Annotated in this window: 15 protein-coding genes; 10 read left to right on the top strand and 5 right to left on the bottom strand. The window is 73.4% G+C overall.

Annotated elements, in window-relative coordinates; all coding sequences use genetic code 11:
- Window positions 1-24 precede the first annotated feature (24 nt).
- The 5 genes from ACZ4Z2_RS06850 (at window position 25) to ACZ4Z2_RS06830 (ending at window position 2,973) form a co-directional block, all read left to right on the top strand.
- A complete protein-coding gene (locus tag ACZ4Z2_RS06850) occupies window positions 25-624 on the top strand; it encodes a hypothetical protein (protein ID WP_468073120.1) in 600 nt (199 codons plus the stop codon).
- 199 nt (window positions 625-823) lie between these two features.
- Entirely contained in the window at window positions 824-1,234 is a 411-nt protein-coding gene (locus ACZ4Z2_RS06845) for a sortase-dependent protein (protein WP_468073118.1), read from the top strand.
- On the top strand, window positions 1,231-1,905 hold the full coding sequence (locus tag ACZ4Z2_RS06840; protein WP_468073116.1) for a class F sortase: 675 nt from the start codon (window positions 1,231-1,233) through the stop codon (window positions 1,903-1,905). Before ACZ4Z2_RS06845 ends, ACZ4Z2_RS06840 begins: the two co-directional genes overlap by 4 nt.
- A gap of 110 nt (window positions 1,906-2,015) precedes the next feature.
- On the top strand, window positions 2,016-2,516 hold the full coding sequence (locus ACZ4Z2_RS06835; RefSeq protein WP_468073114.1) for an RNA polymerase sigma factor: 501 nt from the start codon (window positions 2,016-2,018) through the stop codon (window positions 2,514-2,516).
- Complete coding sequence (locus ACZ4Z2_RS06830; protein WP_468073112.1) at window positions 2,500-2,973, top strand: hypothetical protein; 474 nt, start codon at window positions 2,500-2,502, stop codon at window positions 2,971-2,973. The genes ACZ4Z2_RS06835 and ACZ4Z2_RS06830 overlap by 17 nt, the downstream gene beginning before the upstream one ends.
- Window positions 2,974-3,016: 43 nt before the next feature.
- Here ACZ4Z2_RS06830 and ACZ4Z2_RS06825 read toward each other — a convergent pair whose 3' ends face one another.
- Window positions 3,017-6,946, bottom strand: coding sequence for a BTAD domain-containing putative transcriptional regulator (locus ACZ4Z2_RS06825; protein WP_468073110.1), 3,930 nt, complete (start codon window positions 6,944-6,946; stop codon window positions 3,017-3,019).
- A 198-nt stretch (window positions 6,947-7,144) separates the two neighbouring features.
- Here ACZ4Z2_RS06825 and ACZ4Z2_RS06820 point away from each other — a divergent pair, with 198 nt between their 5' ends.
- Window positions 7,145-8,386: a serine hydrolase domain-containing protein gene (locus ACZ4Z2_RS06820; protein WP_468073108.1), complete on the top strand. Its 1,242-nt coding sequence runs from the start codon at window positions 7,145-7,147 to the stop codon at window positions 8,384-8,386.
- A gap of 137 nt (window positions 8,387-8,523) precedes the next feature.
- Here ACZ4Z2_RS06820 and ACZ4Z2_RS06815 read toward each other — a convergent pair whose 3' ends face one another.
- On the bottom strand, window positions 8,524-8,715 hold the full coding sequence (locus tag ACZ4Z2_RS06815; protein WP_468073107.1) for a response regulator transcription factor: 192 nt from the start codon (window positions 8,713-8,715) through the stop codon (window positions 8,524-8,526).
- 185 nt (window positions 8,716-8,900) lie between these two features.
- The gene (locus tag ACZ4Z2_RS06810) at window positions 8,901-9,401 is read right to left on the bottom strand and encodes a GNAT family N-acetyltransferase (RefSeq protein WP_468073105.1); all 501 of its coding nucleotides are present in this window, start codon (window positions 9,399-9,401) and stop codon (window positions 8,901-8,903) included.
- A 185-nt stretch (window positions 9,402-9,586) separates the two neighbouring features.
- On the opposite strand from ACZ4Z2_RS06810, the gene ACZ4Z2_RS06805 reads away from it, so the two are divergent.
- A complete protein-coding gene (locus ACZ4Z2_RS06805) occupies window positions 9,587-10,927 on the top strand; it encodes a jacalin-like lectin (protein WP_468073103.1) in 1,341 nt (446 codons plus the stop codon).
- A gap of 172 nt (window positions 10,928-11,099) precedes the next feature.
- Here ACZ4Z2_RS06805 and ACZ4Z2_RS06800 read toward each other — a convergent pair whose 3' ends face one another.
- On the bottom strand, window positions 11,100-11,411 hold the full coding sequence (locus tag ACZ4Z2_RS06800) for a putative quinol monooxygenase (protein WP_468073101.1): 312 nt from the start codon (window positions 11,409-11,411) through the stop codon (window positions 11,100-11,102).
- Window positions 11,412-11,466: 55 nt separating this feature from the next.
- Window positions 11,467-12,429, bottom strand: a complete 963-nt coding sequence (locus ACZ4Z2_RS06795; protein WP_468073099.1) for a carbohydrate kinase family protein — start codon at window positions 12,427-12,429, stop codon at window positions 11,467-11,469.
- Between the two features lie 248 nt (window positions 12,430-12,677).
- Here ACZ4Z2_RS06795 and ACZ4Z2_RS06790 point away from each other — a divergent pair, with 248 nt between their 5' ends.
- From ACZ4Z2_RS06790 to ACZ4Z2_RS06780, 3 genes are all read left to right on the top strand, one after another.
- Complete coding sequence (locus tag ACZ4Z2_RS06790) at window positions 12,678-13,706, top strand: substrate-binding domain-containing protein (protein WP_468073097.1); 1,029 nt, start codon at window positions 12,678-12,680, stop codon at window positions 13,704-13,706.
- A 191-nt stretch (window positions 13,707-13,897) separates the two neighbouring features.
- Window positions 13,898-14,893: an ABC transporter permease gene (locus tag ACZ4Z2_RS06785; protein ID WP_468073095.1), complete on the top strand. Its 996-nt coding sequence runs from the start codon at window positions 13,898-13,900 to the stop codon at window positions 14,891-14,893.
- Window positions 14,890-15,726 carry an ATP-binding cassette domain-containing protein gene (locus ACZ4Z2_RS06780; RefSeq protein ID WP_468073093.1) on the top strand — a complete coding sequence of 279 codons (837 nt, stop codon included), beginning with the start codon at window positions 14,890-14,892 and terminating at the stop codon, window positions 15,724-15,726. The genes ACZ4Z2_RS06785 and ACZ4Z2_RS06780 overlap by 4 nt, the downstream gene beginning before the upstream one ends.
- Window positions 15,727-15,735: the final 9 nt, after the last annotated feature.

Raw genomic sequence — 15,735 nt, 5'->3', positions numbered from 1 at the left:
GCCCCCGTATCTCAGGAGATCTCCATGTGTGCGACGACCTCGTCGAGTGTGTCCGAGGAGCGGCGTCCGGCCAGGGCGCTGCTGCGGCGCTGGCCCACGGCCCTCGCCCTCGCGTTGACCGTCCCCGGGCTGGTGCTGGGCGGCTCGGAGGATTCGGCCGGCGCCGTCCGGGGATACGGCGAGTTCCTGCCCCTCCTGCCGCTGCTGTACGTGGTGGTCCATCAGGCGGGGAGGGCGAAGGCGACCTGGCCGGTGCTGGGCGCGGGCGTGGTGTTCGCGTTCGCCCTGCAACTCCTGGACCTGGTCTCGCCCGCCGGGGTCATGGTGGGCGTCGCGCTGGCCGTGCTGTTGTGGGGCGCTCTGCGCGGAACTCCCCACGGGCGGCCCCTCCTCGGCGTCCAGGCGGCCGGCGCGGTCGTGTTCGGCGCGCTCGCGGTCGCCGGGTTGGTGCTGGACCCCGATGTGGGCCGGTACCTGGTGGCCGCCGGCTGGTTCCTCCACGGCGTCTGGGACTTCGCCCACTTGAGGATGCGCCGGCTCGACGGTGTCGTCGCGCCCAGCTTCGCCGAGTGGTGCGGGGTGGTGGACGTGATGGTCGCCGTGGAGCTGCTGTTCCTCGTGTGACCCGTGGCGCGTGTGACCAGGGCGGGTCCCGCGGTCGCCCGGGCCGGGGGTGCCGCGGCGGCCGTGCCGACTCCGGGCCCCGGCAACGGCTTTGCCATCTCTTTACAACGGGGTCGGCCGCTGTCTCGTCTCTCCGCTCGATCCGCAACGCCGCCCCGCCGGGTCACCGTCCGGGCGGCCCGACGAGAGAGAGCGACACATGCGCCGTACCGTCCTCAGTGCCGCGGCACTGGCCTGCACCGCCGTCCTGGCGGGTGCGCTGCCCGCGTTCGCCGACGCCACCGCCCCGTCCGCCGCGCCCCGCTCGGCGACCTCCACAGCCAGCCCCGTGCCGTCCACCGCCGGGCCCGCCGAGGATTCACCCACGCCCGGGCCCGCCGAGGACTCGACCACGCCCGGGCCCGCCGAGGACGGCGACGCCACCGACTCGTCTCCGGTGCCGAGCCAGGTCTCCGTGGTGCCGAGCGGTGCGCCCGACACCGGGGAGGCGGCGGGGTCGGACGGGTCGGGGACCGGCGCCGTGCTCATCGGCTCGGGCGCTGTCGCGGCCCTCGTCGGCGGGGCCGGCGCGATCGTGCTCGTCCGGCGCCGCCGGAGCGACACGGCATGACACCGCCCACCGCGGCGCTCTCCCGGCGCTCCCTCATCGCCGTGGCGGCGGCCTCGCTGCTCGTCGGGTGTCAGGGGAGCGGCGGTGCCGGGGGCCGGGACTCCGGCCCTCCCCCGCTCGACACAGCCCCGTCCGCCCCCTCGTCGAACGCGGCCCGCCGGTCGTCCTCCTCGGGCGGGTCGCCGTCGCCGCTGGCGCGCTCGGTGCCGGTCAGGCTGCTGATCCCGGCCATCGGAGTGGACACGCCGGTCATGGGGCTGGGGCTGGCGGCGGACGGGAGCGTGGAGGTGCCGCCGGTGGTGGAGCACGACCGGGCGGGGTGGTACCGGCACTCACCGACACCGGGTCAGACCGGCCCCTCGGTGATCCTGGGGCATGTCACGGTCGGGGCCTACGGCGACGGTGTCTTCCGCCGGCTCGCGCGGCTGCGGCGCGGCGCGCGGATCACCGTGCGCCGGGCCGACGGCTCGACGGCGGAGTTCACCGTCGACCGCGTACGGACCGTCGCCAAGGCCGACTTCCCGGCGGCGGAGGTCTACGGGAACGTGGACCTCCCCGAACTCCGTCTCATCACCTGCGGTGGACCCCGCTCCGGCGAGGAGTACCGGGACAACGTCATCGTCTTCGCCTCGCTGAGCGCCACCGGCCGTACGGGCGAGCCGGTGCGGTGACCGGTCACCCCTCACCCGCCGCCCGCCCGTACGGCCACCCCGGGGGCGGGCCTCGTCCCTTCCCGTACGACCGCCCGCACGACATGACGAGCCCACGACCCTGGAGAGCGTTGAAACGGTCCCGCGAGAAGGCCGCGTCCGAACTGTTCGCCGCCCTCTACCCCCGCCTCGCCGGCTGGTGCCGCAGGCTGGTCGACGACGACGAGACGGCCCACGAGATCGCGTCGGAGGCGTTCACCCGGCTCTGGGCCCGCTGGACCTCCGTCTCCGAACCGCACGGCTTCCTCTACGTCACCGCGGCGAACCTCGTACGGGACCACTGGCGCAAGCTCGAACGGGAACGCCGGGCGATGCGCCGGGCCACGGCCGAGGCGGCGGTGCGCCCGGGGGGCGATCACACCGAGCAGGCCGACCCCTCGGTGCGGCTGCTGGTGCAGTCGCTGCCGGAGCGACTGCGCGTCCCGATCCTGCTGCACTACTACGCTGACATGCCGATCCGGGAGGTGTCCGTCCTGACCGGACGCAAGGAAGGAACCGTCAAGGCCGATCTCCACGCGGCCCGCGAACTGCTCCGCGCCCATCTGAGGAGAAGCCTTGATCACACATGCTGACGACGGCCCGGAGTTCGAGCCCGACGATCCGCTGGCCGTCATCCTGCGCCCGCCCGCCGAGCACCTCGGTGCACCGCCCGGCCGCTACGAGGCGATCCGCCGCGCCGCGGGCCGCCGCCGTCTGCTGCGTGCCGCCGCCGGAACCGCCGTCACCTGCGCGGTGGCCGCCCTCATCACCGTCCCCACGCTGTTCGCCACGTCCGGGACGCGCACGCCCCCGTCGCCGCCGCTCGCCCCGCCACCGGCGAGCAGTCCCCCTCCCACGCCCCCCCGCACGGAGTCGCCCTCACTGCCGCCGCCCGCCACGGAATCGCCCTCGTCCGCCACCCCCGTTCCCGATCCCGCCGAGGACTCCTCCACGGGGCGGTCCGCGACGCCGGGTGCGTCCTCCCCGACCGAGGAGCCCTCGGCGGCGCCGACCCCGTCCACTGCCCCTTCGGCGACCGACGCGCGATGAGGGCCGCCGCACGTTGAGGGGCCGCTGTACGGCGACGGTCGCCTCACCCTCGTGCCGAACGTCCCTCGGGGCGGAACTCCCGCGTCAGCGAACGGAGTTCGTGGAGCACCGGCGCGTCCGTGCCCTCCAGGGCGGTCAGCGCGCCGCGCCAGTGGCGCTGGGCCGCCCCGTCGTCCCCGAGGGCCCGCAGGACATGCCCATACTCGTACTCGGCGAGGCCCCGCCCGTACGCGTCGCCGCGCTCGGCGGCCTCCCGGAGCAGCGCCCCGCACGCCTCCCGCGCCGGGTCGAGGCGGCCGAGGGCCCGCAGTGCCTGCGCCCGGCCCAGCCGGGTCTCCCGCTCGGCGTTCCAGTGGGCCGCGCCGGACGCCATGACCCGCAACGCGTCGTCGAAGCTGCGCAGGGCTCGGGCGGGTTCACCGAGGGCCAGCTGGGCGCGGCCCGTGTTGCAGAGGGCGACCTGCTCGATCACCGTGCTGCCCGCCCGTCGGGCCAGTTCCCGGCTGCGCCGGTGGAGGGGGACCGCCGAGCGGGGGTCGGTGAGTTCGGCGACGTACCCCTGGTGTCCGGCGAGGAGCGCCTCCTCGGCGGGGGCGAGGGTGTCGGGGCGCAGGGCGAGGCACCGCGCGAGCGTCGCCCGGGCGTCCGCGCCCCGGCCCAGTTCCCGCAGCAGGGCGGCCCGGTTGCCGAGGTGCCGCATCCTGGTCCGGTCGTCGGCGAGGTGCTCGCTCAGCCGCACGGCCTCGTCGAGGAGGCGCAGCGCCTGCCGGATCTGCCCCGCCGAGTAGTGCGCGGAGGCGAGGTGGCCCAGGGCACGCCCCTCGGCCGCCGCGTCGCCACCGGCCCGGGCCAGGACGACGGCGTGCCGCGTCAGCCGTTCGAGATCCCGGGCCCGCCCGCGATCGTGCAGATAGGGGAAGAGGTCGTGGATCAGTTCCAGGGTCTGGGCCGGGTCCAGCGGCCCTTGGGTCGGGGCCTGTCGCGAGGGGCCGTTGACTGCCCTGGTCGGGTCCAGCGGGCCGTGGGTCCGGGCCGCGTCCAGCGGGCTGTGGGTGCGGGCCGGGTCCAGCGGGCCGTGGGTGCGGGCCGACGCCGGCGAGCCATGGGCCTGGGCCGCGTCCAGCGGGCCGTGGGCGCAGGCCGGGTCCAGCGAGCCGTGGGTACTGGTCGGGTCCAGCGGACCATGAGTGCGGGCCGACGCCGGCGAACCATGGGCCGCGTCCAGCGGGCCGTGGGCGCAGGCCGGGTCCAACTGACCGTGGGTACTGGTCGCGTCCAGCGGGCCATGAGTGCGGGCCGACGCCGGCGAACCATGGGCCGCGTCCAGCGGGCCGTGGGCGCAGCCCGGGTCCAACTGACCGTGGGTACTGGTCGCGTCCAGCGGGCCGTGGGTGCGGGCCGACGCCGGCGAGCCATGGGCCTGGGCCGGGTCCAGCGGGCCGTGGGCGCAGGTCGAGTGCCGCCGGTCGTGGGTGCTGGTGCTGGTCGGGACCGGTGGGCCGGGCGCGCCCGAGCCGGCCAGGAAGAGGAGGTTCGCCGACTCCAGGTCGCCCCAGGCGAGTGCCTCCGCGGCGTCGGCGAAGGCCGGGCCGCCGCCGGAGAGCTTGGGCGGTCCCCCGCGTCCCGGCCGCAGCGCGGCGGCGCATCGCGCGAGCCGCCGCCGGTACCAGCGCAGGGAGCGCTCGACCGCGTGGGCGTGCCGCGCGTCCGGCCGGGCGGCGAGTTCCCGGGCGAAGTCGCGGACCAGGTCGTGCGGAACGTAGCGGCCCCAGCCCGTCTCCTGGAGCAGCGCCACCTCCGTCAGCCGGTCCAGCGCCCGCTCGGCGCTCCGCTCGGTGCGCTCCGTCGCGACGGCCATCAGCGGGGCCCCGTACTCCGGCAGGTCCAGCGCGCCGATGAGGACCAGGGCCGCGGCGGCGTCGGCGTCGCACGGGTCGCCCGACGCGAGGAGCGCCTCGTAGGCCGCCAGCAGGGAGCGGCGCACGCTGAGGTCCTCCAGGTCGAGGTGGTCCAGACGGTCCTCCTGCCGGGCGAGACGTTCCGTCAGGCGGGCCACCGGCAGCGCCTGCCTGCTCCTCAGCCGGGCCGCGCAGATCCGGAGCGCGAGGGGCAGGTGACCGCACAGCGCCGCCAGCCGGGCGACCGGTTCGGCGTCGGCCGCGCCCCACGACCGGCCCGAGGCCCGCTCCAGCAGCAGGGCGCCCTCGCGCGGGGAGAGCGGGTCCAGGCGGACCTGGGCGGCGGCGCCCAGGGTGGCGAGCGGCTGACGGCTGGTCACCAGGACGGCGCAGCCCGCCCCGGCCGGCAGCAGCGGGCGTATCTGGCTGACCGAGGCCGCGTCGTCGAGGACGAGCAGTGTCCGGGTCGGGGCGAGCGCGGAGCGCAGCAGCGCGGAACCGGCCGCCACGCCGCCGGGGACGCGGCGGGCGTCCACGCCCAGTCCGTGCAGGAGGGCGGCGAGGGCCTCGGCGGGCGTGAGGGGGGTCCGGCCGGGGGTGGCTCCGTGCAGATCGAGGTAGAGCCGGCCGTCGGGGAACGCGGGGCGGAGCTGGGCCGCGATGTGCAGGGCGAGGCCCGTCTTGCCGACCCCCGGCATCCCACTGACCACGGCGAGCGCGGCCCGGTCCCGCTCCGCCTCCAACACGGCCCGGATCTCCGCGACGGCCCCGATCCGGCCGACGAACCCGACCGGGGGCGCGGGTAGTTGATCCGGACGGGGGAGCGTCTCGTACTCGGGAGGCGTGAGGGGTTCGTCCTCCCGCCCTGGGAGCGTCGCACCGTGCTCCGGACGCGGGAGCGTCTCGTGCGGGGCGACGGGTGTGGTGGACGGGGCGGTGGTTACGGAGGGCGCCACGGGGACGGCGGCGAACCCGGTGGAGTCAGCAGGGGCGGCGGACGCGATCGAAACGGCGGACGTGGTGGACGTGCCGGACGCGGGCGGCGCGGCGGACGGATCCGGCGCGGTCGGCTCGGCGGATGCGGTCGGCATCGTCGGCGCGGCGTCCACCGACAGCGCGGCCGGCACCGACGACGCGGCGGACACGGGCGACGCGGCGGACACGACCGGCACCGTCGGCGCGGCGGACACGGGCGACGCGGCGGACACGACCGGCGCGGCGGACACGACCGGCACCGTCGGCGCAGCGGACACGGGCGACGCGGCGGACACGACCGGCGCGGCGGACACGACCGGCACCGTCGGCGCAGCGGACGCGGGCGGTTGTCGCGGGCCGGTGACCGTCCCACCGAGTACCTCGCGATGGGCCTCCTGGAGGGCCGCGCCCGGCTCGACCCCCAGCTCCTCGACCAGGGTGCGGCGCAGGGCACGGAAGTGGGCCAGCGCCTCGGCCTGACGGCCCGTGCGGCCGAGGACGAGCATCAGCCGGCTGTGCAGGGTCTCCCGGAACGGATGCTCCTCGACCAGGGCGCCCAGTTCCGCGGCGAGCCCGTCGAGGCGGTCGAGGCGCAGCAGGGCCTCGAAGCGGCACTCCAGCGCCTCCACCCGCTGCTCCTGGAGATACGTGACGACGGGGTGATCGGCGACAGCGGGCACATCGGCGAAGGGCGCGCCCCGCCAGAGCGCGAGCGCGGCGCCCGCGTCCCGCACCGCCGCCTCCCACTCCCCCCGGTCGCCGGCCTCCTGCGCCCGCCGTACCAGCCCCTCGAACACCTGCCGGTCCAACTCGCCGTCCTCGACCCGCAGTCGCAGACCGTGGCTCATGGTGCGCAGTCGGGTGCCTTCGCCGTCGCGGAGGCCGCGCCGCAGCCGGGCGACATGGTTGTGCAGCGAAGCGGTGGCCGTGGGCGGCGGCTCCTCGCCCCACAGCACCCGCCTCACCGATTCCAGCGGCACGGTCCGGTCGGGCTCCAGCAGCAGCGCGGCCAGCAACGCCCGGGACTTGGCCCCTCGGAGGACGACGGCCCCACCGTCGTCGTCGACGGCCGTCACCGCTCCCAGTACTGCGAACCTCACCGGCACTCCCCCGCGCCGGCCGCGGAACAGCGGGCGCCCGGCGTACGACGTCGATCGAACAGCACCCCCATCCTCGTGCACCGCGGGCCGTGCTCAAAAGGCGCTCAGGGCACCGCCGTTAGCGGCGCGTTGGTGGCCCGTTGAGGGCGGTCGGCACCATGCGGCGAGTACCCGAGCCGAGAGACGAGAGAGAGGCCGATGCCCATGTCCACCCGCCTGATACGGACGACGCTGGCCGGCGTGACAGCGATCGCGGCGGCAGGAACGGCCCTGTCGGCCACCCCCGCGGCCGCGGCCGGTCCTTCGACGCCCACCACCCGGTCGGCCTCCAGCCCACCGTCCATCCAATCCGCCCCGTCCGCCCGTTCCGATCACGCCGCCACCCGGGCCGCCATGGACGCCGCCGTCGCCGCGGGCGTGCCCGGAGTCGTCGCGGAGGTGCGTGACGCCCACGGGGTGTGGAAGGCGACCTCGGGCGTCGCCGACCTGAGCACACGGCAACCGCGTGGATTCGGGGACGCGTTCCGCACCGGAAGCGTGACCAAGTCGCTCGTGGCCACCGTCCTGCTGCAGCTCCAGGCGGAGGGGAGACTCGACCTCGACGCCACCGTCGACCACTATCTGCCCGGCCTGGTCCGGGGCAGCGGCCACGACGGTACGAAGATCACGGTGCGTCAGCTGATGAACCACACCAGCGGCATCTTCAACTTCGCCGAGGACGCCACCTTCGTGAAGCAGGTGCTCGGCATCGAGTTCCTGAAGACGCGCTACGACGACTGGACCCCGGAGCAGGTCATCGCCCTCGCCCTGCGGAACCCTCCCCAGTTCGAACCGGGCACCTCATGGAGGTACTCCAACACCAACTACCTCCTGCTCGGCCTGATCATCGAGAAGCTGACCGGCAGGCCCTACGCCGACGAGATCGAACGACGCGTCACCCGGCCCCTGGGGATGCGCTCGACGTACTTCCCCGGCACCGATCCGCACGTGCCGGCGCCCACCCGTCACTACTCCACCTTCACGGAGGACCCCGGCACGACCTACGACGTCACCGAGCTGAATCCGTCCTGGGCCTGGGCGGCGGGCGAGATGATCACCACCGCGTCCGACCTCAACCGCTTCTACACCGCCCTGTTCACCGGCCGGCTGCTGCGCCCGGCCCAACTGCGGCAGATGACCGACACCGTCCCGACCGAGGGCAACCTCCCGAACCAGCGCTACGGTCTCGGCCTCATCGAGTACGAGACCACCTGCGGCATCAAGGTATGGGGCCACTCGGGCGGCATCCACGGCTCCTCCACCCAGTCCTTCGGCACCCGGGACGGCCGCCACATGATCACCCTCAACTTCAACGGTGACTGGGTCGGCGGCGGCAAGAAGGTCGTCTCGGCAGAGTTCTGCCCACCCGAGCCCCCGGCCTCACCCACCGGCTCCCGGTGAGGCCCGCGCGACCCGACGCTGATCACCCGCGCCGCCATCACCCTTGTGAGCGCGAGGGAGGCACGGGTGGACGGTTTCGGTGCACGGGCCGGCGAACCGGTCTTCGCACGCGGGTTCCTCGCGAGCCGACGGCTCGCTCACGACCGCCCCGGTGTGATCAGCCCCGACTCGTGGGCCACGACGACGAGTTGGACACGATTCCGGACTCCTAGCCTGGCCAGCAGCCGGGTCATGGGCGTCTTGACGGTCTGCTCCGCCACCACCAGCGTCGCGGCGATCTCCCCGTTCGACGGAGCCTGCGCGACCAGCGTCAGGAACCTCGGTCTCACGGGGAGTGAGGCCGTTCAGCCGCAGGCCCGCCTCCTTGCGCGGGGCGGGGCGGCGCCGGGTCCACGGTGGACAGGAGGGAACCAGGGGCCACCGACCCGGCCCACCCGATCCCGACCCCTCAGACCCCCGGCCCCTCAGACCACAGGTCCCCTCAGCCCTCCGGCTCGCACAGCCCCCGGCCCCCTCAGACCCCCCGCCGCATGCACACCAGCTGATCCCTCGGGTCCCACGACTCGGTGGCGGTGAAGCCGAGCCGTTGGTAGAGGGCGATGGCTCCGGTGCGCCACCCCCACACCGACAGCCGCAGGGCGGTCACCCCGGTGTCCGCGGCGTGCGCCAGCGCCGCGCCGACCAGGCCGGACGCGACGCCCCTGCCCCGGTGGGCGGGGTCCGTCCAGAGACGTTTGATCTCGGAGCATCCGTCGACGGGCGCGGTCACCACCAGGCAGCCCACCGCGGCCTGTCCGCTCATCGCCAGCAGCACGGCATCGGCGGCGAACGCGGTCCGTGGATCCGCGACCTCCGCCCGGTAGCGCTCGGGCAGTTCGTCCACCCCGGCGACGGCTCGGCCCTTCTCCGCCTCGGTCCGCAAGTGGTAGTCCGCCAGCAACCGGGCGGGCCCTTCCTCGTCACCGGGGGCACGCCCCGGCCAGCGGACCACCACGACCTCGCGCCTCCCAGTCATGCCGCCAGCATCACACGCGCCGAGCGAGCCGCCGAGCCCGGGCGTACACGACGGCAACTCCCTTTGAATGCTGCCCAAACTCTCGACACAACCCGAGTAACCGTGGGTAACCTCAGCCACGATTCACCCGGCAACCGCTTTCCCCCGACCTCCACGGCTCCACTTCAGCTCCAGGAGAACTCCCCATGCGCAGACTCCTCGCCTGCCTGACGACGGCGGCCGCCGTCCTCGGCGGGCTCACCGCGGCCGCCCCCTCCGCCGCGGCCGCCGGCTCCGGTACCTTCAACGTCCTCAGCTACAACGTCGCCGGCCTGCCCGAGGCGATCTCCAGCGCCCCGACGCCCCGCGAGCCCAGCACCACGACGATCGGCCAACGCATCGCGTCGTACGACGTCGTCCACGCGCAGGAGGACTTCAACTACCACGCCCTCCTCTACGCCGCCGACACCGCGCACCCGTACCGCACCCCCACCAGCGGCGGCGCCGGCATCGGCAGCGGTCTCAACACGCTCTCGAAACTCCCCTACGACGAGGACGACTTCGAGCGGGTGCGCTGGAACAACTGCACCTTGGGCTCGGGCGACTGCCTGACCCCCAAGGGCTTCACCTTCATGCGCGAGCGGCTCGCCGAAGGCGTCTACGTCGACTTCTACAACCTGCACACCAACGCGGGCACCAACGACGACGACCTCGCCGCCCGCCGGGCCAACCTCAGCCAGCTCACCGACTTCATCGCCTCCCACTCCGCGGGCAACGCCGTGGTCGTGATGGGCGACACCAACACCCGGTACACCCGCTCCGGCGACACCATCGCCGAGTTCGCCGCCGCCAACGGCCTCACCGACCCGTGGGTCAAGCTGATCCGCGGTGGCGTGGCCCCAGCGAAGGGCAGTGACGCCCTGGTCTGCGACCAGACGGGGACCACCGTGCCCAACACCTGCGAGGTCGTCGACAAGATCCTCTACCGTGGCAGCAAGCTCGTCTCGCTGAACGCCACGCGCTACAACAACGAGCACGCCAAGTTCCTCACCGACGGCGGTCTGATGCTCTCCGACCACGACCCGCTCACGGTGGACTTCTCCTGGTCGCGCAACGCCGCCTTCCAGCTCAGCGACCAGTTCGGCGGGCCGCACGGCGACTACTTCAACGACATCGACAGCATCCCGGCCGGGGCCCGCGCCACCACCGTGGCCCTGCGCGCCGGTACCCGTGTCGACCAGCTGAGCCTCACCCTCGCGAACGGCACCGTGCTCGCCCACGGCGGCACCGGGGGCACCGCGTCCTCCCTCACCCTGGGCAGCGGCGAGTACCTCACGGCGGCCACCCTGTGCCAGGGCCAGAAGGACGGCCGCACCCGGATCTTCTCCGCCAAGTTCACCACCAACCTGGGCCGCACCCTGGCCGGCGGCACCACGACCTCCACATGCGTGACCCGCACCGCCCCGTCCGGCTGGCAGATCGCGGGCTTCCACGGCCGCGCGGGCGAGGAGGCGGACAAGATCGGCTTCATCTACACCCAGCGCTGACCCGGCCGACCGACAGCGCACCTCGTCCGGGGCGGCTCGGCCCGACCCGCCCGGGACACCCTGCGCCCCACCGGCCGTGACCCACCGGCCGTGACCGTGCCGCGCCCCACCGGCCGCGCCCCACCGGCCGCGGCCCGGTCACGCCGACGGATCGGTCACGCCGACGGACCGGTCACGCCGGCGGATCGGCGACCGTCAGCGGATCGAGGAACGTCAGTACGGAGGCGTCCTCCTCGATCAGCGGCACGAGCGCGGCGTTGAAGGGTTTGCCGTACGGGGCGTCGAGGTGGGCCCGGAAGGCGTCCTCGTCGCGGTACACCTCGAAGATCCAGAAGGCGCGCGGCTCGGCCGCCTTCGTGTAGACGTCGAAGGCGAGGTTGCCCTCCTCCTCGCGCACCTTCAGGGCGTACTCCGCGATCAGGCGGGCCACCTCGTCGCGCGTTCCCTCACGGGCGGTGAACTCGGCGAGCAGGGTCTTCTTCACGGTCTCGTGTCCTTGTCGGTCGGGTGGATGGGACGGTGTGGGCGCGGGCCGCGGTTCAGGCGCCCGCGACGGGCGTGAGCTGGGCCAACTGCTGCTGCCACGGCGGATTGGGGCCCGCCACCGAGCAGGTCAGGGCCGCCACCCGGGCGCCGAACCCGCACGCCTCCGCGACCTCGTCGAGAGCGAGCCCGTCCAGCCGGCCGCCAAGCAGGCCGAGGGTGCCGAGGTGGTGCAGGAGGCCGGCCGTGAAGGAGTCGCCCGCGCCGACCGTGTCGACGACCTTCGTGGGCACCGCGGGCACCCGCACCCGCTCGCCGTCGAGGGAGGCGAGGGCGCCGTCGGCACCGAGGGTGATCACGACGAGCCGTACCCCCGCGGCGTGCCAGGTGTCGCACGCCCGCTCGGGCGACGTGCCAGGCAGCAGCAGGTCCAGGTCGTCGGAGCTCAGCCGCAGGATGTCGGCGAGACCGCACCAGCGCGTCAGACGTGCGCGGTAGACCTCGGGGCGCACCAGCAGCGGCCGGACGTTGGGGTCGACGCTGACGGTGGCCCGGGAGGCCGCCGCCTCCAGGAAACGTTCCACCACTTCGCCGCCGGGCTCGCGGACCAGCGCCAGCGAGCCGGTGTGCACACAGGCCGTCCCGGACAGGTCCACCCGGGCCAGTTCGTCCGGGGTCCACTGCCAGTCGGCGGTGTTCTGGGCGTGGAACGAGAACGCGGCCTGCCCGGTGGCGTCCAGCTCCGCCACCGCCAGCGTGCTGGGCTCGGCGGCGGCGACGGCGTACGACAGGTCGACGCCCGACGCCTCCAGATGGGCCCGGAACAGACGGCCGAACACGTCCCCCGACAGCCGGGCGAGGAAGCGCGCCGGGGTGCCGAGCCGGGCCAGGGCCACCGCCGTGTTCGCGGGTCCACCGCCGGGCAGCACCCGCAGCGCGAGTTCGTCGGCGGCGGGGGCCGGCTCCGTGAAGGCGTCCGCGACGCACTCTCCCAGAACAGTGATCCGACTCGGACTCATGGGCTGCTCTCTCTCGAAAGAAGGCCCGGAAGGACCGGGCGAAGGGGCCGGAACGACGACAGGGGGCTCACCGGCCGTAGGGGACGACGGCCGCGTACGTTGCCGATTTGTGACGGGCGGAAGGCATTGACGTTGCCCGGATCCGGAGTCCATCATCCTCGCCATGCAGTGTCAACGATGACATAAGTCAACGATGACACCCCGGGTGGCCCAGCTCCGTGCCGCTCGCTATCCCACAGGAGTCGAACATGTCTCGCACCTCTCGTCTGTCCTCCTCCCTCCTCCGAGCGGCCGCGGTCACGGGCGTCGCGGCCCTCACGCTGACGGCCTGCGGCCCCGGCTCCGGTTCGGACTCCTCCTCCTCGGGTTCCGGCTCCGGCTCGGGCACCGTCAAGGTCGGCCTGATCACCAAGACCGACACCAACCCGTTCTTCGTGAAGATGAAGGAGGGCGCGGAGAAGGCGGCCAAGGAGAACGGGGCCGAACTGTCCACCGCGGCAGGCAAGTTCGACGGGGACAACGCCGGGCAGGTCACCGCTCTGGAGAACATGGTCGCCGCCGGTGTGAAGGGCATCCTGATCACCCCGAGCGACTCCAAGGCGATCGTGCCCGCGATCGAGAAGGCCCGCGCCAAGGGCGTCCTGGTCATCGCGCTGGACACCCCGACCGACCCGGAGAAGGCCGTCGACGCCCTCTTCGCCACCGACAACCTCAAGGCCGGTGAACTGATCGGCGAGTACGCCAAGGCCGCGATGAAGGGCAAGAAGGCGAAGATAGCCACCCTCGACCTGGCGCCCGGCGTCTCGGTCGGCGTCCAGCGGCACGACGGGTTCCTCAAGGGCTTCGGCGCCTCGGACAAGGACGTCGTCTGCGCCCAGGACACCGGCGGCGACCAGGCCAAGGGCCAGACCGCGATGGAGAACTGCCTGCAGAAGTCCCCCGACATCAACGTCGTCTACACCATCAACGAGCCTGCGGCCCTCGGCGCCTACACCGCGCTGAAGGCCAAGGGCCGGGAGAAGGACGTCCTGATCGTCTCCGTCGACGGCGGCTGCACCGGCACCCAGGCGGTCAAGGACGGCAAGATCGCCGCGACCTCGCAGCAGTACCCGCTGAAGATGGCCGCCGAGGGCGTGAAGGCCGTCGTGGCGTTCGCCAAGGACGGCAAGAAGGCGTCCGGTTACACCGACACCGGCGTCACGCTGATCACCGACAAGGCGCAGGACGGCGTCGACTCCAAGGACACCGCCTACGGCCTGGAGAACTGCTGGGGCTGAGCCTCCCCGGGACCGTACGACCCCGCCACCGCCCTCAGCCGGGCGGCCGCCCCCTCCCTGACCGGGGACGGCCGCCCCCTCGTACCGGTGGCGGGGGCTCCTCCCCCAGTCCTCCGACCAGGACGCCACGTCCGCCGACCAGGACACCTCGTCCGCCGACCAGGACTTCTGTCTTCCGACAAGGACTTCGCATGACAGCGACGACATCGCCGTACTCGGAGCTCAAAGCGCCGACCACGGTCCGCAGACTGCTCACGGCACCGACCACCGGCCCCCTGGCCGCCCTCCTCCTGGCGTGCGCCTTCTTCTCGTTCTCGACCGACCAGTTCCTCACCGGCGGCAACTTCTCGCTGATCATCCAGCAGGTCATGGTCGTGGGCACCCTCGCCATCGGACAGACCCTGATCATCCTCACGGCCGGGATCGACCTGTCGTGCGGGGCGGTGATGGCGTTCGGCAGCATCGTGATCGCCAAGATGGCGGCCGAGGGCTCCGTCCCGCCGCTGGTCGCGATCGCGCTGGGCCTGGTCGTCTGCGGCGGTTTCGGGCTGCTCAACGGCCTGTTGGTGCAGAAGATCCCGCTGCCGCCGTTCATCGTCACCCTCGGCATGCTCAACGTGGCGTTCGCGCTGACGCACATCTACTCCGAGGAGCAGACGGTCAGCAATCTGCCCGGCCCGCTGACCGCCCTCGGCGAGACCTTCCCCCTCGGCTACACAGACGTCACCTACGGCTCCCTGGTCACCATCGCCCTGTTCCTGCTCTTCGCCTACGCGCTGAGCAGCACCGGCTGGGGCCGGCACGTCTACGCCCTGGGCAACAGCGCCGAGGCCGCGCGGCTCAACGGCATCCGCACCTCCCGCCTCACGGTCGGCGTCTACACGGTGGCCGGTCTGCTGTACGGCGTCGCCGCCCTGCTGCTCATCTCCCGCACCGGCGTCGGCGATCCGCAGGCCGGGCAGACCGACAACCTCGACAGCATCACCGCCGTGGTCCTCGGCGGCACCAGCCTCTTCGGCGGCCGCGGTTCGGTGCTCGGCACCTTCATCGGCGTCCTCATCGTCGGTGTGTTCCGCAACGGTCTCCAGCTGATGGGCGTCGCCTCGATCTACCAGACCCTCATCACGGGCGTCCTGGTGATCCTCGCGGTGACCGTCGACCAGATCTCCCGGAAGAAGGCACGATGACCGCGACCCCCGCCCCCACGCCCGTGCTGCAGGCCCGCGGCCTCGTCAAGCGGTACGGACACGTCACCGCCATCGACGGCGCCGACTTCGATCTGCTGCCCGGTGAGGTGCTCGCCGTCATCGGCGACAACGGAGCCGGCAAGACCAGCCTCATCAAGGCCCTGACCGGCGCCGTCGTCCCCGACGCGGGCGAGATACGGCTGAACGGCGAGCCCATCACGTTCTCCGGCCCGCAGAGCGCACGCGCCCACGGCATCGAGACGGTCTACCAGGACCTCGCGGTCGCCGCGTCGATGGACATCGCCTCGAACATGTTCCTCGGTCGTGAACTGCGCCGCCCCGGTGTCCTCGGCAGCGCCTTCCGCATGCTCGACAAGAAGCGCATGCGGCAGGAGGCCGCCGAGCACATGGCCGACCTCAAGATCGGTCTGCGTTCGCTCACGCAGGCGGTGGAGACCCTCTCCGGCGGACAGCGGCAGGCGGTCGCGGTCGCCCGCGCCGTGGCCTGGGCCCGCTCGGTGGTCGTCATGGACGAGCCCACCGCCGCGCTCGGCGTCAAGGAGTCGGGCCAGGTCCTCGATCTGATCCGCCGGGTCCGCGACAAGGGCATGCCCGTGGTCCTCATCAGCCACAACATGCCCCATGTCTTCGAGATCGCCGACCGGATCCACGTCCACCGGCTGGGCCGGCGGGCCGCCGTGATCAAGCCTTCCGACTACTCCATGGCCGAGGTGGTCGCCATCATGACCGGCGCACTCACCGTCGACGCGGCCGGAGATACTGTCGTCGCGGATTCGGAGGCCGCGAAGGCCGCCGGTGTCCGGGCCACCTGACAGCCCAAC

Source organism: Streptomyces sp. NPDC030183 (genome assembly GCF_055573455.1).
This window is presented reverse-complemented; position numbering and strand designations above follow the sequence as displayed.